This is a genomic window from Flavobacterium degerlachei, assembly GCF_900106645.1.
GTDB lineage: Bacteria > Bacteroidota > Bacteroidia > Flavobacteriales > Flavobacteriaceae > Flavobacterium > Flavobacterium degerlachei.
This window is the reverse complement of sequence record NZ_FNMV01000001.1, coordinates 96,318-116,082: the sequence shown is the minus strand read 5'-3', so window position 1 is coordinate 116,082 and position 19,765 is coordinate 96,318. Positions and strand designations below refer to the sequence as shown.

At 33.5% G+C, this 19,765-nt stretch carries 16 protein-coding genes and 1 tRNA gene; 3 read left to right on the top strand and 14 right to left on the bottom strand.

The window, feature by feature from the left end:
* Positions 1 to 170: 170 nt before the first annotated feature.
* Complete coding sequence (locus BLV91_RS00475; RefSeq protein WP_091428447.1) at positions 171 to 2,828, top strand: zinc-dependent metalloprotease; 2,658 nt, start codon at positions 171 to 173, stop codon at positions 2,826 to 2,828.
* Positions 2,829 to 2,880: 52 nt separating this feature from the next.
* Here BLV91_RS00475 and pth read toward each other — a convergent pair whose 3' ends face one another.
* From pth to BLV91_RS00460, 3 genes are all read right to left on the bottom strand, one after another.
* On the bottom strand, positions 2,881 to 3,555 hold the full coding sequence (gene pth / locus BLV91_RS00470) for an aminoacyl-tRNA hydrolase (RefSeq protein ID WP_091428444.1): 675 nt from the start codon (positions 3,553 to 3,555) through the stop codon (positions 2,881 to 2,883).
* Positions 3,556 to 3,833: 278 nt separating this feature from the next.
* Positions 3,834 to 4,448 (bottom strand): 50S ribosomal protein L25/general stress protein Ctc, encoded by a 615-nt coding sequence (locus tag BLV91_RS00465; protein WP_091428441.1) that lies wholly within the window; start codon positions 4,446 to 4,448, stop codon positions 3,834 to 3,836.
* Between the two features lie 76 nt (positions 4,449 to 4,524).
* Entirely contained in the window at positions 4,525 to 5,466 is a 942-nt protein-coding gene (locus BLV91_RS00460; protein ID WP_091428438.1) for a ribose-phosphate pyrophosphokinase, read from the bottom strand.
* Between the two features lie 287 nt (positions 5,467 to 5,753).
* Here BLV91_RS00460 and BLV91_RS00455 point away from each other — a divergent pair.
* Positions 5,754 to 5,833, top strand: a tRNA-Leu gene (locus BLV91_RS00455).
* Between the two features lie 69 nt (positions 5,834 to 5,902).
* On the opposite strand, the gene BLV91_RS00450 is transcribed toward BLV91_RS00455, so the two are convergent.
* The 3 genes from BLV91_RS00450 to BLV91_RS16925 all read right to left on the bottom strand — a co-directional run bounded on the left by BLV91_RS00450 (position 5,903) and on the right by BLV91_RS16925 (position 9,903).
* A complete protein-coding gene (locus BLV91_RS00450) occupies positions 5,903 to 8,203 on the bottom strand; it encodes an AAA family ATPase (protein ID WP_091428435.1) in 2,301 nt (766 codons plus the stop codon).
* Between the two features lie 159 nt (positions 8,204 to 8,362).
* Entirely contained in the window at positions 8,363 to 9,382 is a 1,020-nt protein-coding gene (locus BLV91_RS00445) for a virulence RhuM family protein (RefSeq protein WP_245709574.1), read from the bottom strand.
* A 266-nt stretch (positions 9,383 to 9,648) separates the two neighbouring features.
* Positions 9,649 to 9,903, bottom strand: coding sequence for a hypothetical protein (locus BLV91_RS16925; protein WP_175513921.1), 255 nt, complete (start codon positions 9,901 to 9,903; stop codon positions 9,649 to 9,651).
* Positions 9,904 to 10,644: 741 nt separating this feature from the next.
* Here BLV91_RS16925 and BLV91_RS00435 point away from each other — a divergent pair.
* Positions 10,645 to 11,292 carry a hypothetical protein gene (locus BLV91_RS00435; RefSeq protein WP_139262244.1) on the top strand — a complete coding sequence of 216 codons (648 nt, stop codon included), beginning with the start codon at positions 10,645 to 10,647 and terminating at the stop codon, positions 11,290 to 11,292.
* 70 nt (positions 11,293 to 11,362) lie between these two features.
* Here BLV91_RS00435 and BLV91_RS00430 read toward each other — a convergent pair whose 3' ends face one another.
* From BLV91_RS00430 to nuoH, 8 genes are all read right to left on the bottom strand, one after another.
* Positions 11,363 to 12,079, bottom strand: a complete 717-nt coding sequence (locus BLV91_RS00430) for a DsbA family oxidoreductase (protein ID WP_091428431.1) — start codon at positions 12,077 to 12,079, stop codon at positions 11,363 to 11,365.
* A 185-nt stretch (positions 12,080 to 12,264) separates the two neighbouring features.
* Positions 12,265 to 13,635: an NADH-quinone oxidoreductase subunit N gene (locus BLV91_RS00425; RefSeq protein ID WP_091428429.1), complete on the bottom strand. Its 1,371-nt coding sequence runs from the start codon at positions 13,633 to 13,635 to the stop codon at positions 12,265 to 12,267.
* A gap of 202 nt (positions 13,636 to 13,837) precedes the next feature.
* Positions 13,838 to 15,277, bottom strand: coding sequence for a complex I subunit 4 family protein (locus BLV91_RS00420; protein WP_091428426.1), 1,440 nt, complete (start codon positions 15,275 to 15,277; stop codon positions 13,838 to 13,840).
* A 9-nt stretch (positions 15,278 to 15,286) separates the two neighbouring features.
* The gene (nuoL, locus tag BLV91_RS00415) at positions 15,287 to 17,170 is read right to left on the bottom strand and encodes an NADH-quinone oxidoreductase subunit L (protein ID WP_091428424.1); all 1,884 of its coding nucleotides are present in this window, start codon (positions 17,168 to 17,170) and stop codon (positions 15,287 to 15,289) included.
* A gap of 6 nt (positions 17,171 to 17,176) precedes the next feature.
* Positions 17,177 to 17,497: an NADH-quinone oxidoreductase subunit NuoK gene (nuoK, locus tag BLV91_RS00410; RefSeq protein WP_091428421.1), complete on the bottom strand. Its 321-nt coding sequence runs from the start codon at positions 17,495 to 17,497 to the stop codon at positions 17,177 to 17,179.
* A gap of 1 nt (position 17,498) precedes the next feature.
* Positions 17,499 to 18,011 carry an NADH-quinone oxidoreductase subunit J family protein gene (locus tag BLV91_RS00405; protein ID WP_091428419.1) on the bottom strand — a complete coding sequence of 171 codons (513 nt, stop codon included), beginning with the start codon at positions 18,009 to 18,011 and terminating at the stop codon, positions 17,499 to 17,501.
* The gene (locus BLV91_RS00400) at positions 18,011 to 18,556 is read right to left on the bottom strand and encodes a NuoI/complex I 23 kDa subunit family protein (protein ID WP_091428417.1); all 546 of its coding nucleotides are present in this window, start codon (positions 18,554 to 18,556) and stop codon (positions 18,011 to 18,013) included. Before BLV91_RS00400 ends, BLV91_RS00405 begins: the two co-directional genes overlap by 1 nt.
* Positions 18,557 to 18,711: 155 nt before the next feature.
* A complete protein-coding gene (gene nuoH / locus BLV91_RS00395; RefSeq protein WP_091428416.1) occupies positions 18,712 to 19,764 on the bottom strand; it encodes an NADH-quinone oxidoreductase subunit NuoH in 1,053 nt (350 codons plus the stop codon).
* Between the last annotated feature and the right edge of the window lies 1 nt (position 19,765).

The window sequence follows — 19,765 nt, the reverse complement described above, 5'->3', positions numbered from 1 at the left end:
ATTTATACTATCTATTTTAAATCTAAAGTATAGTAAATCGATTTTCATCAAAATTGAGAGAAAAGGAAGCTAATATTTTTAAATCAAAGGTTAAATTTGTCTATTATAGAGGTTTTGCATTACGGGATTAAATTAAATCCTTTAATTTTGAAGCATAAATAGTGTTGTCCATGAAAAAAAACATCTTATATATAGTCATTCTGATTTGGTTTTCATCGGCACAGGCCCAAAATCAATCGCCGTGGAAAAAAATAGAGCAAAGTTCTGTATCTACTTTTGATAACAATTCGGATAAACCTAGCTCCATAAAACAGTCGTTATATCGTTTAGATCAAAATATTTTAGTAGAATCATTGGCTACAATAAATAGCATAACCTCAAAAAAAGGAAGTGTTGAAATTAGTATTCCAAATTCGGCTGGAGTAATGGAGAAGTTTCGGGTATGGGAATCGTCTAATTTCGAACCGGAATTGCAAGCAAAATATCCTGAAATTAGAGCGTATGCCGGAATTGGAATTACAGATGCTAAGGCTTCGGTAAATTTTAGTTTGTCTCTGGAGGGACTTCAATCCATGGTTTTAAGAGCTGGTAGTGGATCTGAATTTATAGAGACTTATACAGAGGATCCTTCTCTTTATGTTGTTTTATCTTCTAAATACAGAGATGCAGGGAGTTTGCCATTTCTTTGTCAAACGGAGGACGTAGCTTTAAATAAACAATTACTAAATAAGACAGCGAAAACTACTGCTAATAATAAGGTTTTTAAGACGTTGCGTTTAGCCTTAGCCTGTACAGGAGAGTATGCTGTTTATCATGGGGGGACTCAAGCTAAGGCACTAGCAGGGATGAATGCGACGATGACACGTGTCAATGGTATTTTTAATAAGGATTTGGCGTTAAAGTTGGTACTTATAGCTAATAATAATTTGATAACATATACAAATGCTGCTACAGACCCATTTTCTGATGCAACCGCTGGAGCTGGCGGAGAATGGTCCAATGAATTACAGGCTGATTTAACTAGCAAAATAGGGAGTGCTAATTATGATATTGGTCATTTATTTGGTGCTTCAGGAGGAGGTGGGAATGCGGGTTGCATTGGTTGCGTGTGTGGTACAGGTAAAGGGAGTGCCTATACCTCACCTTCAGATAACAAGCCCGAAGGAGATACTTTTGACATTGATTTTGTTGCTCATGAAATGGGGCATCAACTAGGTGCGAATCATACCTTTTCCTATGAGCTTGAGGGTACTGGTGTGAATGTTGAACCTGGTAGTGGATCTACTATTATGGGATATGCAGGAATAACTACAGATTATGATATTCAGTCTAATTCAGATGATTATTTTGCTTATGCCAGTATTAAACAAATTCAAGATAATCTTAGTACAAAAACATGTCCAGTTAATACTGCTTTAACCAATATTCCGCCAGTTATAAATGCTGGTTTTGACTATTTGATTCCTAAAGGGACTGCTTTTGTGTTAAAGGGAACGGGCTCAGATTCTGCTGGTGACGTTCTAAGCTATACCTGGGAGCAAAATGACGCTGCCACTAGTTCAAGTGGTGCAAACAGTTTGGCTGTTTCAACTAAAACAGACGGGCCGTTATTTAGATCTTTGTATCCAGAAGCTAGTTCCATACGCTACATGCCGACCTATAACAATGTGTTGTCTAATAAATTGACAAGTAAATGGGAGTCGGTTTCTACTATTGCTAGAACGCTTCGTTTTGTGTTAACCGCAAGGGATAATGCGGCAGCTGGGACTGCACAAACAAATTCAGATGAAGCTATCATTACCGTAAGTGGAACAGCTGGTCCATTTGCAGTGACATCGCAAAATGTAGAAAACACAAGTTGGGTTCAAGGGACAAGTCAAACAATAACTTGGAGTGTTAATGGTTCTGATGTAATGGGAGGATCAACAAATGTGAATATTAAATTATCGACTGATGGTGGTTTGACTTTTCCTACAACTTTGCAAGCGAATACGCCAAATGATGGTTCGCAGGCAATTACAGTTCCTAATATTGAAGCTAAAAACTGTAGGATTTTAATAGAGCCAACTGCTAATGTTTTTTATGCAATTAATAGCAAACCTTTTTCTATTGGGTATTCAGTTCAATCGTCTTGTGCTTCTTTTACTTTTGCTGCACCATTCCCTATTCCAGAACAAGCAGCTTATACCACTAGGACAATAGCTTTTTCGGCTACAACAGCTACAGTGTCTGATGTTAATTTTAACGTAGATTTTAAGCATGCTTATCTTGCTGATGTTGAAATGGAGATAGTAAGTCCTCAAGGTACAACCGTAAAATTGTTTGACAAGAGTTGCGGGAATAGAAATGGTAGTTTGATTGTGAACTATGATGATTTAGGAGACGAGCTTGCTTGCGGAGTCGCTACTGTTCAAACTGTAGCTCCTTTTCAGCCATTAGCGGCGTTTAATGGAGAAAATCCACAAGGAACTTGGACATTCAGAATTAGGGATGCTTTTTCAGGGGATTTGGGGACTTTAAATGCGGCTTCCATGACAATTTGTACACAAACATTTACATTAGCTACAGCTGATTTTGAAATTAATGACTTCGTAATGTATCCTAACCCGAGTAAAGGTGTTTTTTATATTCAATTTAGCAGTCAATCTACAGCCGAAGTAAAAGTGATGGTTCACGATTTGTTAGGTAGGAAAGTATTCGAAAAGGAATATGAAAATAATGGTAATTTTAATGAAAGTATCCAGTTGCAAAACGTTCAGGCAGGACTTTATTTGATGACTGTAATTGATGGGGAAAGAAAAGAAGTTAAAAAGATAGTTATTCTATAGTCAATGTATAAAAATAAAAAAAAGGGAAACATATCAGTATGTTTCCCTTTTTTTATTTTCCGTTAAATGCGGTCATGGTGTTTTCTAGTCCTGCAGTTCCAAAAGATTTTATGATTTCAGATGCTATTTCTAGCCTTTCAGGAAGGGCAGCTTTTTCTTGATCATCCCAGTCACCAAGTACATAGTCTACTTGTTTTCCTTTTTTGAATTCATCGCTGATTCCAAAACGAAAACGGGTATATTGATTGGTGTTCAGTATTAGGTTGATGTTTTTTAGTCCATTGTGGCCGCCGTCACTTCCTTTTGGTTTAATGCGGATGGTTCCAAATGATAAATTCAAATCATCCGTAATAACAAATAGATTTTCGAGCGGAATGTTTTCTTTTTCCATCCAATACTGCACGGCTTTTCCGCTTAGATTCATGTAGGTATTGGGCTTCAGAAGAAAGAATGTTCGTCCCTTGAATTTGTATTCGGCTAGTGCGCCTAGTTTTACTGTCTGGAACGAAAGCGCCTCTTTTTTTGCAAAATAGTCCAGTATTTTGAATCCAATGTTATGACGGGTGTTCACGTACTCAGCGCCAATGTTGCCAAGTCCAACAATTAAAAATTTATTACTCATGCTTTTTGTGTCGATTTTTTGGTGTTCGTGAACCTCCGGTTTCATAGAAACGGTATTGTCTTTTGTTTGTTTTGATGAAAATATAGTTCTTATCCATTTTATCATGCTGCAAAAGTACTCTTAATTAGATAAATTGTCAATTAGATAACTAGATAATTTGGTGTTGTAGGTTGAAGGCGTTTTCTAAAGGTAAAAAAGCGGTAAAACAGCCCCGATAGTAATGGAAATCCTTTTTGTGCGCCTTTTTTGGCGGGCAGAAAGATTGAAGTGAATAGCGGGACAAATGGTGTGTAGAAATAAGTATTTGTGCTCCTAAAAAAAAGTGATGTCAAAAAAAAAGCACCAGTTGTGAAACTGATGCTTTAGTATTTGTAGAGAAAATATTATTTTTTCTTTCCTTTTGCAGGTCCTGCTTTTGCTGCTTTTGCAGCTTCTTGAGCCGCTTTCATAGCAGCACGAGAAATCTTCACTTGACAGATAACAGTGTTGTCTGGGTGCATGATTTTAAAGTCTGGAGTAGGAACTTTAGTAACGTATAATTTGTTACCCATGTTAAGTGGAGTAATGTCAGCTTCAACAAAATCAGGAAGATTTTTAGGCAAAGCTCTTACTTTAAGTTTACGGTTGTTTAAACGTAAATCTCCACCTGCCATAACTCCTTTAGAGTTACCGATGATTTTTACTGGCACTTCAATAGTGATTTCTTTTTCATCAAAAATTTGAAAGAAGTCAATATGCAATATTCTGTCAGACACTGGGTGAACCTGAATGTCTTGTAGAATTGCATTGAATGATTTTCCTTTAGCCAATTCAATCACAACTGTGTGAGCGTTTGGAGTGTAAACCAAGCTTTTGAATGCTTTTTCTTCTGCTGAAAAATGTACTGGTTGATCTCCTCCGTATAACACGCAAGGAACCGCTCCAGCATTACGTAAGGCTTTAGTCGCAACTTTTCCCACGCTTTCTCTTTCTGATCCTTTAATTGTAATCGATTTCATTGTAATATATATAATTGTTAATAATTCTTGTTTAGCAGTTTTTTGTAATTATTTTAATAATCACACGAACTGGTTGCTACATTATGAATTTTCCACTTATGGAATTGTTGTGGTGCACCATGTGCATTACATCAGCGAAAAGAGGTGCACAACTCAACACTCTAATTTTATTTGATTCTTTCTTTAATGGGATCGAATCGGTAACGATTAATTCTAATAATTGAGATTTTTCTATTTTCTCGTAAGCATCTCCTGATAAGATGGCGTGTGTACAAATCGCTCTAACGCTCAATGCTCCTTTTTCCATCATTAAATCTGCGGCTTTCGCCAAAGTACCACCGGTATCAATCATGTCATCTACTAAGATTACATTTTTACCTTTTACTTCACCAATTAATTCCATGGTGCCAATAATATTAGCTGCTTTTCTTTGTTTGTAACAAATAACTACGTCTGATTCTAAAAACTTAGAATAGGCATAAGCTCTTTTTGAACCTCCCATATCTGGAGAAGCAATAGTCAAATTGTCTAGTCCTAAGCTTTCTACATAAGGTAAAAAGATAGTAGAAGCAAAAAGATGGTCTACTGGTTTTTCAAAAAATCCTTGAATTTGATCTGCATGCAAATCCATGGTCATTACTCTTGTTGCACCAGCTGTTTCTAACAATTTTGCTGTTAGTTTAGCTCCTATCGGAACTCTTGGCTTGTCTTTTCTGTCTTGTCTTGCCCAACCGAAGTAAGGAATTACTGCAGTTATATGTCTTGCTGAAGCACGTTTTGCAGCATCGATCATAAGTAACAATTCCATCAGATTGTCTGAATTTGGAAAAGTAGAACAAACAATAAATACACGTAACCCTCTGATAGACTCTTCGTAAGAAGGTTGGAATTCACCGTCACTGTATTTTGACATGGTAACCTTACCTAATGGAATCCCGTATTTCTCGGCAATCTTTTCCGCTAGATAAACACTTTGTGAACAAGCAAAAATTTTAGCTTCTGGTTCTAGGTGTGACATTTAATTTGTTGTTTTTATTCCGCTGCGCTCCATACAGTTCGGCTTTGTTATTTCTGTAAAGCCTTATGTTTGTATTTGCCTCGGGTGTAGTTAGTTGTGTGTCTCGTTTTTAACGAGCTGCAAATTTATGAAATTTATTCAACTGTGAAAGGAAAAAATTAAGATTTTTTAGTAGAACTTTTAATATTATTTTTTACATTTGCACCGTGTTAAAGGAAAAAGATGTTTGGCTACCACTAAATATCTCTTTATTGCGTGAAGTAACTGTTGTTACTTCTGTCTGCTAAGCCCGGATGGCGGAATTGGTAGACGCGCTGGTCTCAAACACCTGTGGGAAACCGTGCCGGTTCGACTCCGGCTCCGGGTACATAAAAACCTCGTAATCTTTAGATTACGAGGTTTTTTCTTTTTAGATGGTGGATTGAAAGCGCAAAATTTAGATTTCTTGTGTGCTTTTTAAAACATCTAAGAGATCTTTTGGAGTGTAATCAATAAAATCTTCAATTACTTTTGAAATGATAGTATTCTTTAGTTGGTTTTCTTTACTTGCGAATGCACATAATTTAGGATATACTTGTTTATAAAGAGTTTCTAATTTATGACCTTGCGTCATTTTAATAAAGTCATCTATTTCAAGGTTAAGATTTTTAATTGTTGAGTATTGATGCTTTGTTGTTAAAATTATATCTGTTTTCTGTACAAAATCCGATTCAACTTTGTTAATTATTTTCTGGCATTGCTCTCCGTTTAAATTAAGTAAATCGCTTAGTGATAAATTTTTATTTAATCCAAAATATTCAGTTTTAAGTATTTTTTCTCTTATTAAGAATAGACCGATTAACAGTGGATCTAATATGAAGTTTTCAATACTGTGTCTATAATTATAACCTAGTACTTTTACATAATTGTTCTTAGGTATTGCTTTTTCCCAATCCCAATCGATTATTCCAAAAATTAAATTGTTACCTGAATTCCTTAGGATTGTTGTGATTTCGATGACAATTTTGCAACCATTTTTCGGTTGTCTGTTCTTGTCTTTTTGAACGTCCCCACAGGCAATAAAATTTAATGAAATTTCGCTATTTAGGTAATCTTTAAAAATATTATACAAAGATTCGTAATATTCCACATCATATGGACTTTCAACAAAAATTTGTCTTCTATTTTCATAATTTATACTAAAAGAAGGTACTCCTAATGTTAGCTCTTTTAAAGCTTTATCTTTGTTGGTTTTTATTAATCGAGGTTCTTCTTTTCGCATAATCAGTAAGCTTTCTTCAGGGGCAAAAGCAACTGTAGATGGAGAATGTGTCGATATAATTATATGTATTCCCAATTTCTGATAAAAGTAATAATAAAGCACATCAATAAGTCTTTTGGACATTAAAGGATGTAAAGCTGAGTCCAATTCATCCATTAAAAAAACTTTTGCGATAATCTTGTTTTTTCTTAAGGTATATATCGAAAAAGCTAATGCTAATAATGTTTTTTCTCCAGAAGAAAGAGATTCTAAATTTGTAGTGTAATTGCCAGCTTTGTTAAATAATGAAATGTGTATGTTTTGTTGATTTATATCTGTTCCAAAAACATAATTTAACTCACTTTGTCTAAACTCATATCCATTACAATCATATTCTTCTAGGACTTGGTTTAGTATTGAAACAGGTGACTCTCCATAAATTTCTATAAATTGTTTCTGAGTGTAGAAAGATTCATTACTGTCTCTTATGTTTAGTAATTCTTTATATTCATTGGTTTTTTTGCTTATTTGGTATTGCTTTTCTTGACTTTCTAATTCTTTTAAATTAAAAAATCCATTTCCAACTTGTATATTTTTAAATAAATTTTCTTCTCTATTAACAGATTTAAACTGATCTAGGGTTTTTTTGTCTGCGTTTTCAGAAAAGTAATCTAGTATCTCTTTATATACTATAGGGATTTTAATAACTATTTCATTAATATGATTCATGTTAAAGTCAGGGATAGCCATCTTTATATTTTCGATAAAATTTAATGACTGTTCAGAGTATTTATTTCTTAATGTTTGATCCCATAAATTTAAATTATTATCTAGTTCTAATAATTTACTTATCTTACTGATTTCAGCATTGTCTAATTTTAAATATTCAATAGAATAACCATGGTTTCTAATTAGCTGTAAGGATAAATTCTTATAGTAAAGATCTTGTAATGCAATAATAAAATTTCTAACACTTATATTGTATGTGAATATTGGGAAATGAGACAGTAATGATTGATGCTTAGGTGATAAATTTTGATGATTAATTAACTCTTCATTAGTTAATTGTTCGTAACTTAAAAAATCTTCTTCACTCCATTCAGTAATTTTTAAATAAAAAATAGTATTTAATAGATGTTCATCAATAGTAATTCCTTCTATGTTATGATTTAAATGAAAGGAATTTAAAATGATATTTTTCTTTTCATTTATTTTTTGTGTGAATCTATTACTCTTGTCTGCAAAAACGGTTTGCTTTTGCTGTAATTTAGTTTCAGTGTTACTGTGATCAAAGTTAAAAACATTAAAATCATCGTAATTATAAAGAATTATTTCATCACTGTCAATGTTTTCAATTTTTATAGCCCCATTGTCTATTGCATTTAATAGATGAGATTTCCCAGATCCGTTAAGTCCTGTTATAACTGAAAAGTCTTCAATTTCAAAATCTTCGAATTTTTTTATGGATATATGATCTTTTATGTACTTTAGTTTCATAAGGGGGATTTGTTTATTTTTCGAAGTTCTGTATTAATATCATTATATATTGGATTTTGAACTTCAACAGTTCTGTACTTACCATTAATTAACAAATAGTTCATTCTTCTTTTTTCATAATTTAAGCACATTAAATTTATCTTAGGAATTGTTATATGACTACTCCTTATTCTTTTTATCCAAACCTCTTATCTGTTTATCAAAGTCCGAGTTTATTTTTTGTGTTTTATTAAAACTATCGTATTCGTTAGATGCTTTGTTTATGGCTTGTTGGTGCGAAATTGTTCCTAAGCCTTCTAATATTTTATATTCGTTAAAGTTTAGAAACTTGTTCACGCTTTCTGCCAATGCTTCCATTGTAAATGTGTTTTGACGTTCTATAAGAATTTCGATATAATCAAAATAGGCAGAAACGGTTCGTTCTAGCTGTTTGATTTCTTTTTCGTCGAGATAGTTTTTGGCTATTCCTATGTCTAACTTTAGAATTCTTCCGTCTGGTGCATTTTTGAAAGTTGTCAATCCCATTTGTGGTTTTGAACTATCGGCATTTAAATAAATGATTTCGGCTGCTGTTTTACCTGAAATGGCAAAGTGAAATTTGTTTTGAACTGTAGCGTAAAAGTTTTTGGTTACTTCCGCTTTCGGGTTGTAATCAATACTACATTCTGCAAATATATCTGTGATTTGTTGGTATATCCTACGCTCGCTTGTTCGAATAGAACGAACTCTATCTAGTAATTCTTTGAAATAATCTTTACCAAATGTGGTTGTACCTTGCTTTAAACGTTCGTCATTCATGGCAAAACCTTTGATAATGTACTCTTTAAGGGTATTGGTTGCCCAAATACGAAACTGGGTAGCTTTGCTGGAATTTACACGGTAACCAAGGGAAATGATGGCGTCTAAATTGTAGTATTCAATGTTACGTTTTACTTCTCTGTGGCCTTCTTTTTGAACTTGTGCAAATTTTGCACTTGTTGCCTCTTTTAGTAATTCTTTCTCTTGATAAATGTTTTTCAAGTGCTTGGTCACTACCGTTCTGTCCACTTCAAATAAATCGGATATTTTCTGCTGCGTAAGCCAAATGGTTTCTCCCTGAATAAAAGCTTCTATTTTAATACTGCCATTTGGTGTGGTATATAAGATAAAGTCATTGTTATTTGGTATTAATTCACTCACGGTATTAAATTTATTATATAATTATTTTTAGTCTTTTTTTTTTATTAATTTATATTTGAACCAACTTAAAGTTGTGTATCTACGTCGATTTGCAGCTCCTCACATTGGTATGATTTCTTAATCAGTTATAAAATTTTCACAATGTTATATTAGTAAAAAAAACTAAGGATCATTTTACTAGAACTGTCGTTAAATATAAACAAATAAGAATTATTCTTGCATTCCTCATTCAAGTCTTTTGTCATTAAGACTTTTTTGATTTTATACTACAGTGAATTGTGTAGAATTAAAGCGCATTTATTCTCAATTTGTTTACGTTCTCCTTTAGAGATCATTTGGGCTAATATTTTCCCCATTGCTTCAAAATTGGTTGAAATAGTTATGATTCCGTTTCTAACTAATTTTTTAAGTAGTGTGTTATTGTATAAAATTATTCCATAATCCACATCTAGTTGTAAGTTTTGATGCTTGGATGTTTCAATAACACTAACTAAATCACGATCACCTGGGATGACATACACTTCGGCAGTTTGGATTATTCTATTCGAAAATTCTGTAATGACCTCATAAAAAATTTAGTTGTCAGTACAAAAGTTAATAAAGCCTTCCTTCATACCTAATGGTTCTCTAAAGGTTTAGAAAATAATAATCATTTTTTTGTATTTGTTTAGTCTTGATTTACCTTTTACGAGTGCGTCGTAGATGTCTTTTACGAAATTTTGATATACTGCGGGCTAGGGTTTTAGTTCATAATTTGTTTGATCTAATATATATACTTCGCTTACTGGTAGGGTTTTTATAATTGTAGGCGCTTCTACTAAATTTGTAGGCGTAATAATGTATTTAGTATAATTTCCATTACTGTCATTAATGAGTTGTTTGAATACTTGAAGTCAAAGGCAAAAACAGAGTGCAATCGTTTTTACTTAAAATTCTTTTTAGAGAAAGCTCTTTTTCTAATTGTAATTAGTAAATGTTTATAGAAGTATACTTCAAAAAAACAATGAGGATTTTGAATTATGAAAGTTCTTATAAGTGTAAGTAACTCCCACTTTGTTACAATTGTAGCAAACATATAGTATTATTTGTTAGGTTGAATATTTGTTAAATTAAAGTGTTTTTAATTGTTAAAATTAGTACAGATGCTTATCACGGGATTCGAGAAAAAAAGTTTTGGCACGCTACTTGAATATACCTAATCAAATAAGTAAAAGCGTAAGCCGAAAAGCTCAAGAGTAAGCAAAACACAAAATATAATTATCATGAAAAAAATTACCTTTTTAGTAGCTAGTATCCTTTTAATGGGAGGTGGTGTAGCAAATGCAACAGAGAAAAACAACTTGTCTAGTGAGAGACGAGTAGCTGTTGATTTTAGAAATGCGGAACCTGTTATTTTCACAGAAGGTGGAATTCAGTTCTATGTATTTGCCGATGGCGAATTTGATTTTAATGCGCGTTCTTCAGCGAGAGATAAATCTTTTAAACCAAACAAAAGAGGGAATGGAAATAGAAACTATGGTTCATCCGCTTCTTTTCGCAAAGATAATTACGGTGTAAAAGTGCAATACGATAGATGGGGCAATGTGACACGAATTGGAAATGTTTCAATTGATTTTGATTCAAATGATAGAATAAAACGTATAGGTTCTGTTCAAATGTCTTACAATCGTTTTGCCTTGGAACGAGTAGGTGGCTTAGAGATTATCTATAACCGTAGAGGTCAAGTGGTAGACACTTACGGGTCTGTAAAAGGCGGTAGAGGATATGCAACTAATCAAAATAAGGACTATGAGTACGGAAGTGACAGAAAGTCAAACGACCGTGATTATAGATCTAATGAGCCTATAGTTTTACAACGTGATAATAGAGTAGCAACTACTGTAGATGTTAGAATCGTAAAAAGAAATTAGGTTGTTATAAATTATTGATTAAAAAAGCCCGCTGACAAAAATGTCAGTGGGCTTTTGTTTTAGAAGGAATCTAGTCACAACCATCTATACCGCAGCTGTCACCATCTGTGGTATTCAACAGCGTTGGTTTTGTGTCAAATTTCCCTTCTTCCCATACCTTTTCTAAAGTTTTGACGAAAGTTTCCACATGTTGTGCACCTGATACTGCATATTTGTTATCCAAAACAAAAAATGGAACTCCTTGCACTCCTATTGATTGGGCTTCAAGGATATCCTCTTTTACTTCTTTTGCATAAGCATCCGACTGTAGTACGGCTTCAATCTCTTTAATTTCCAATCCTACTTGTAATCCTAATTCACTTAAAGTGGCTAGATCATTTACGTTTTTACCATCAGTTAGGTAGGCTTTAAACAATAGTTCTTCTAACTCATTTGATAAGTTGTATTTCTTAGCCAAATGTAACAGACGATGTGCATTAAATGAATTAGCCATAATTGCTTTTTCAAAATGGAAATCCAATCCTGAGTTTTTTGCGTTTTCAGTCATGCTGTCCATCATTTCCTGAGCCCATTGTTTGTCTTTTTGGTATTTTGTGGCCAAGTGTTCTGCCATATCATCATCTTCTGAAGCAATGAAGTTGGAGTCCAATTGGAAACTTTTCCATTCTATTTCAACGGCATCTTTATGTTCAAATTGCTCTAGTGCACCTTCGATTCTTCTTTTTCCTATGTAGCAATAAGGACACATAATATCTGACCAAATCTGTATTTTTAATTTATTTTCCATTATAATTTTATTTATTGCAGTATTATTGCTTGTATATACAAATGTAGTAAATCTACTTTGGAACTCTATGTGATTTATATTTTTATTGGGAATTGGCTGGGTAGGTGCAATGTCACGGATTGCTATAATAGCAAAAAACCCATCAAATTAATTTGATGGGTTTTGTATCTTTTTGTGTTGAATTATTATGCTAGCAAGTCCAAAACTAATGATGGAAACAAACCTAAAGCAATATTCAAAACGATTGCAATAACGGCAACGGCATAAATAACAACTGGAGTTCCTGTTCTAGCTTCATTAGGCTCTTTAGTGTACATCGCTAAGATCAATTTAAAGTAATATCCTACGCTTATAATCGAATTCACTACAGCAACTATAACTAAAGCGATATAACCAGCCTGAATCGTTTGATTGAACAAAACCATTTTGGCAAAAAATCCTGCAAAAATCGGGATACCAGCCATAGACAATAAAGACGCAGTTAAAATAGCAGCCAATAATGGGTTGGTTTTTCCTAATCCGTGGAAATTCGTGATATCTTCATTTTCGGTGTTTTTACAAACATACAGAATAACGCTAAAAGCAGCGATTCCTGCTAGGGCATAAGCCGAAGTGTAATACAATAAACTTCCTGCAGCATTTGTCACGCTTAGTAAAGTCATTAACATAAATCCAGCATGTGAAATACCAGAGTAAGCTAACATACGTTTTACGTTCACCTGACGCAAAGCCATAATATTTCCTACGGTCATCGATGCCATAGAAATGATCACAACAACTATTTGGAAAGAAGAAGATACTTCTGCATTCATAACCGTTAATAGCTTAAATAAGGTAGCAATGGCTACAACTTTAGCCAAAGTACTCATTAAGGCAGTTGTTAATGCTGGTGAACCTTCGTAAACATCAGGTGCCCAGAAATGAAACGGTACAGCTGCAATTTTGAAAAACATTCCAATTGTTACTAAAACAATCCCAATTGGAAACCAAACTGGTAATTCAGCTGATCTCGATAGTTCGCTGATTTCAGTAACGTCAAATGTTCCCATAGCTCCGTATATCAAACAAATACCGAACAATATAATTCCTGAGGCGAAAGAACCCATTAAGAAATATTTTAATCCTGCTTCGTTACTTTTGACACTCAATCTATTGCTTGCCGCCAAAATATATAAGGCGATTGACAATACTTCGATTCCTAAGAAGAACATCGCTAAGTTTCCAAAAGAAACCATGGCAACTGTTCCTGCCAATAAAAACACTTTAATGGCAATGAAATCAGATATTTTTGTTTGGTGGTTTTCATACACTTTATGACTCAAGGCAACCAAGAATATAGTTAGTATGATAAACAAACCAGAGAATGCAGTTGAAAACTTACTTACAATAATCATGTTATTGTAATAGGCTTCTGGAGAATTAAATTCAGATATGTTCAGACCAAGAACGGCCAATAATCCAATAATTGTTATAGGAACAATGGCTTTCCTTAATTCGAAAATTTCAAATAAAAGGCATAAAACACCTAATCCTATTATAGCTATTAATGTATTCATTGTGATTTTAGATTTAGGAATTGAGATTTTAGATTTGGGATTTAAAATGTTTGACTTTTAAATTTCAATCTTCTTTCTACTATAGACCTATTTTGTTTTTATTAATATTATTTTACTATTCTGTATTTTGGCATGAATCATTTTTTATATCACATAAAATCTGAAATCAAAAATCGTTAATCTTAATTCTGAAATTAAAAATCTAAACCCTGTTTATGACTTTTAAAATCTCTTCAAGACTTGGTGTGATTAAGTCTGTAATTGGTTTTGGATACATTCCGAAAAAGAATAATACTCCGATGATAAGAACCAAAGCAAAACCTTCTTTGAAAGTTACATCAGCAAACACTTTTGTATTTGTTTCTCCTAACATTACTTGTTGGTACATTTTTAACATATAGTAAGCACCCAAGATAATTGTTGTTCCACCTAAAAAGGCAAACCAAACATTGATTTGAGAAAGGCTATATAATACGGTAAACTCACCAACAAAGTTAAAAGTAGTAGGTAATGCTACTGATGCCAAAACTAAAAGCAAGAACATCGAAGCAAATTTTGGCGATTGTGTACGAATACCTCCCATTTCAGAAATAGTTCTTGTTTCATATCTTCTAAAAATAATTTCAGAGATAAAGAACAATCCAACTACTACAAATCCGTGAGCAATCATTTGTAAAACTGCACCTCGCAATCCGTCAATAGTTAAAGTATAAGTACCTGCTGCGATTAGTCCAACGTGGGCTAATGAAGAGTAAGCTAATAGTTTCTTTAAGTCTTTTTGTCTCAATGCTACAATTGAACCATAAATTACTCCAGCAACTCCAAGGCTGACGAAGATATACATGTATTCTTTTGCTGCAAGCGGAGTAATTGGCAATTGCCAACGAATGATACTGTAAAGACCCATTTTCAACATAATTCCTGAAAGAAGCATTGTACCTACAGCTGGTGCTTTTTGGTACACATTTGCTTGCCAAGTATGGAAAGGAATAATTGGAATTTTAATTGCATAAGCTAAGAAGAATGCCAGGAATATCCATAATTGTTCTGTTGCTGATAAGTTCAATTTGTATAAGTCTTCAATTAAAAAACTTCCTGCTTGTTGGTATAAGTAGATAAATGCAATTAGCATAAATAACGAACCTGCTAAAGTGTAGATAAAGAATTTTACTACTGCTTTTTTACGTTCTTCAGCATCACCGTTACCCCAAATTAAAGCAATAAAGTAAATAGGAATTAAGGCTAATTCCCAGAAGATGTAATATAAAAGTCCGTCTGCTGCAAGGAAGGTTCCAACCATTGCAAAAGACATAAATAGGATTAATGAATAAAAAGCTTTCGCGTTTTTATATTCAGTTCCAAATGATGTATAAATAATAATTGGTGTCAATGCCGTTGTTAATAAAAGCATGGCAATTGATAATCCGTCTGCCTTTAAGGCAAAAGAAACATTGGGTTGGTTTATCCATTGGCATAAAAAGCTAATGTTTTCACCCGAATTAAAGTGGTTTAACAATACAAGCGAGCATCCTAGAGCAGATAAGCCAAAGAACAAAGCCACTTTTGAAGCCACTTTATCGCCAGAAATATAAGTTGCAAATGCGCCAACTAAAAGTAGAATTAATATTAGAGATACATTCATAGTATAAAATTATTGAGCTAAAAATAAATAGGTTATGATGGCACAAATGCCTAAAACAAAAGCAAAAAGATAAAAACCAATACTTCCGCTTTGTAATTTTTTACCTTGAAAACCTATTTCATTGGTTACTTTTCCTAATCCGAAAACTAAAGATGATAAAGTAGTTTCTACATTATCTCTAAAGAATTTTGACAATCCATTTATTGATTTCACAAATAAGGAATCATAAATTTCGTCAACATAGTATTTGTTGTAAAGAACTTTGGCAAAACCAGTGATTTTTTCATCCTCTTCAGGAACTAGGTTTTGTTTGATGTATTTAGAGTATGCAATTCCAATTCCTACTAATCCACCAATTACGGCAACTAACATCAACATATATTCTGAAGTTCCAAAGTGGTGCTCCTCTGTAGCTACTTTTGTAAATAAAGGCGCCAAGTATTCATTTAACCAGCTATTTGTTGGTAGACTGATCAATCCACCTAATGTTGCCAATATTGCCAAAACAATTAATGGGAAAGTGATTAGTGTTGGACTTTCATGTAAATGACTTTTTTGCTCTGCTGTACCTCTGAATTCTTTGAAGAAAGTAAGATATAATAAACGGAACATATAGAATGCAGTCATTAGTGATGCTAATGAAGCAATGAACCAAAGTATTTTGTTGTGCTCAAAAGCAACCATTAGGATTTCATCTTTAGAGAAGAAACCTGAAAAAGGAGGGATTCCTGAAATCGCTAATGAAGAGATTAAGAAAGTTACAAAGGTGATAGTCATCACTTTTTTCAATCCACCCATTTTTCTCATGTCTTGTTCTCCATGCAAAGCATGAATTACTGAACCAGATCCTAAGAACAAACAAGCTTTAAAGAAAGCGTGCGTGATAACGTGAAAAACGGCTACTTCGTAAGCTCCTAAACCTAATGCCAAGAACATTAATCCTAATTGAGAAACGGTAGAGTAGGCTAGTACTTTTTTGATATCCGTTTGAACCAAAGCAATAGTTGCAGCTACAAGAGAGGTAACGGCTCCTACAATGGCAATGATATTTTGAACGTCTGGAGCTAAATCAAATAAATAATTTAATCTTGTAATCATAAAGATACCTGCAGTTACCATAGTTGCAGCATGTATTAATGCCGAAACTGGAGTAGGTCCTGCCATCGCATCTGGTAACCAAGTATACAAAGGTATTTGTGCTGATTTTCCACAAGCTCCAATAAACAAAGCAAAAGCGGCAGCAGAAATCCAATACATATTAAGATCTGTTGCGCCAGCGATAGCTGTTTTTAAGGTAGCGTAATCTAGAGTAGAAAACAATGAACCAATTATGAATATCCCGATTAATAATCCAAGATCTCCTATTCTATTCATGATGAATGCTTTCTTAGCAGCATCATTGAACTCTTGGTTTTTATGCCAGAATCCGATAAGGAGATAAGAACAGAGTCCAACACCTTCCCAACCAATGAATAATACTAATAAGTTACTTCCAATTACCAAAGTAATCATGAAGAATATAAACAGGTTCAAATAAGCAAAATACTTATGCATATTCTCGTCATCATGCATATAGCTGATAGAGTACATGTGAATTAATGATCCAATTCCTGTTACAAAAAGCAACCAAAGTACTGATAGTTGGTCAAATTGAAATCCAAAATCTACTTTGAAATTACTAATTTGAATCCAATCAAAAAGAGAAATATGAATTCCTTCAGGTTTTGCTGTGATTGCTCCAAAGAAATATAAAGTCACAATAAAAGATACGACAATCATAAGAGTACCGATAACTCCTGAAGCTGTTTTTCCGATACTTTTGCCAAAGAAAATATTAAATAGAAACCCGATAAAAGGAGCTAATAATAAGAGTAAAGCTAAATTTGTATTCATTATAGTTTATCCTTTTAAGTTTTTTAAATTATTGATGTCAATCGAACCTAAATTTCTAAATATCGAAACTAGAATGGCTAATCCTACGGCAACTTCTGCAGCAGCTACGGCCATTGAGAAAAAGACGAAAATTTGTCCTTGTGCATCTTGGTGATAGGTTGAAAAAGCAACAAACAGAAGATTCACTGCATTAAGCATGATTTCGATAGACATAAATACGATGATAGCATTTCGTCTGTATAAAACTCCAAAAACTCCAATACAAAAAAGTATTACAGAAAGGAAGATATAGTTTTCGATGCCTATTTCATTTAAAATATTGTTCATGTTATTTCTCTGTTTTTTCTTTTTTAGACAATAGAACAGTTCCAATCATTGCTACTAAAAGCAATATTGATGCAAATTCGAAAGGAACCATGTACTCATTCAGTAACACTTTTCCTAAAACTTTTATAGATTGATAATCTTCACCAGTACTGATGTATTCTCCAACAATAGGTTTAGAGTTGATGAAAACGGCAAGTAATACGAGACAAATCAAGCAAAAGGAAACAATTGCTCCTAAACGTGTGATTCTTGGTTTGTGCACTTCATTTTCTTTATTCAAATTCATTAACATGATGGTGAATAAGAACAAAATCATAATCGCTCCCGAGTATACAATAATATGAACTACGGCTAAAAACTGTGAGTTCAGTAATAAATAATGTCCTGCAATTGAGAAAAAACAAATAACAAGATAAAGTGCGCTGTGAATTGGGTTTCTGCTAAAGATGGTCAAAAAAGCGGTTAACACAGTAACGGCAGCTAAAACACAAAAAATAATAAGTATAGTTGACATTAGTTGGCGTTTTTAAGTTGTGCATTTTTCATTGCGATATCTAAAGGCATGACTAATTTATCTTTTCCAAAAATAAAATCTTCTCTGTCGTAACTTGAAGGAACCAATACTTTTGAAGTCGTCAAATAAATAGCGTCTTTTGGACAAGCTTCCTCGCACAATCCACAAAAAATACAACGCAACATATTGATTTCATATATCGAAGCGTATTTTTCCTCACGGTACAAATGTTTTTCGTCTGGTTTGCGTTCTTCGGCTTTCATGGTAATCGCTTCCGCAGGACATGACAAAGCACATAATCCACAAGCAGTACAGTTCTCTCTACCTTGCTCATCGCGTTTCAACATATGTTGTCCACGGTAAACTGGGCTCATTTCACGAACTTCCTCTGGATACTGAATCGTAACTTTTCTAGTGAATAAATGCTTAATTGTAATCATCAAACCTTTGACAATTGCAACAATATACATTCTTTCCCAAAAGGTCATCTCTTTGTTAGAGACTAGCTTTTTTCTTCCCGATAAGGAGATGGCTTCTATTGACATTTTTTAATTTTTATTTAAAGCTTATTCCTGTTATTCGTTTCAATCTTTACTTTTTTAAAGAAAAAAAGTAAAGGATTTTCACTGCTATCAGGGCTAGGTTTTTTTTTATAGATAATATTTATTCCTAATTTATTCCCCTTTGGGGGTTAGGGGACTTAAAATCCTAAATAAATTGCTATTTCTGCTCTCAAAATCACAATTCCAGTGATGATGATATTGATGATAGATAATGGAATTAATACTCTCCAACCTAAATGCATCAATTGATCGTATCTAAATCTTGGAATAGTCCATCTTACCCACATATAAAGGAAAATGAATCCGCATATTTTAGCAAATAAAACAGCAATTCCTATTACGTTAGCAATATTAACTCCCCAGTTTTCTACTGCCCAACTCATTCCTGGATAATTATAACCTCCGAAGAATAAAACAGCTAAGATGGTAGATGAAATAAACATATTTGCATATTCAGCAAATAAGTAGAATCCCATTTTCATCGATGAATATTCAGTGTGGTATCCACCAATAAGTTCTGTTTCACATTCCGCTAAATCAAAAGGCGTTCTGTTGGTTTCAGCAAAAGCACAAATTAAGAAGATGAAAAAAGAAAGCGGTTGGTAAAATACATTCCAGTGCATTCCGGGTTGTTGCGCTGAGATTTCTCTCAAACTCAACGTTCCCGTCATCATCAATAAAGCAATAATGGATAATCCCATCGCTACTTCATAAGAAATCATTTGTGATGCAGCACGAACCGCACCCATAAGAGAGAATTTGTTGTTTGACGCCCATCCACCTATCATGATTCCGTAAACACCTACTGACATAACACCAATAACATATAATAAAGCAACATCAATATCAGTCGCTTGTAAAATAATATCTCTTCCAAAAAAGTGAAATCTATCTCCCCAAGGAATTACGGCGCTAGTCATCAATGCCGTACTCATGGCAATGGCTGGTCCTACGAAAAACAAAAATCTATTTGGAGTATTAGGCTCAAATTCTTCTTTCGAAAATAATTTTAAACCATCGGCAAGAGGTTGTAAAAGCCCACCTTTTCCCGCTCTGTTAGGTCCTATTCTGTCTTGAAGCCATGCTGCAACCTTACGTTCTGCAAGTGTTGAGTACATCGCCATTAGCATTGTGATTGCAAATACAACCAGAATAATGACACTCTTTTCTATAATTATACTACTATCCATC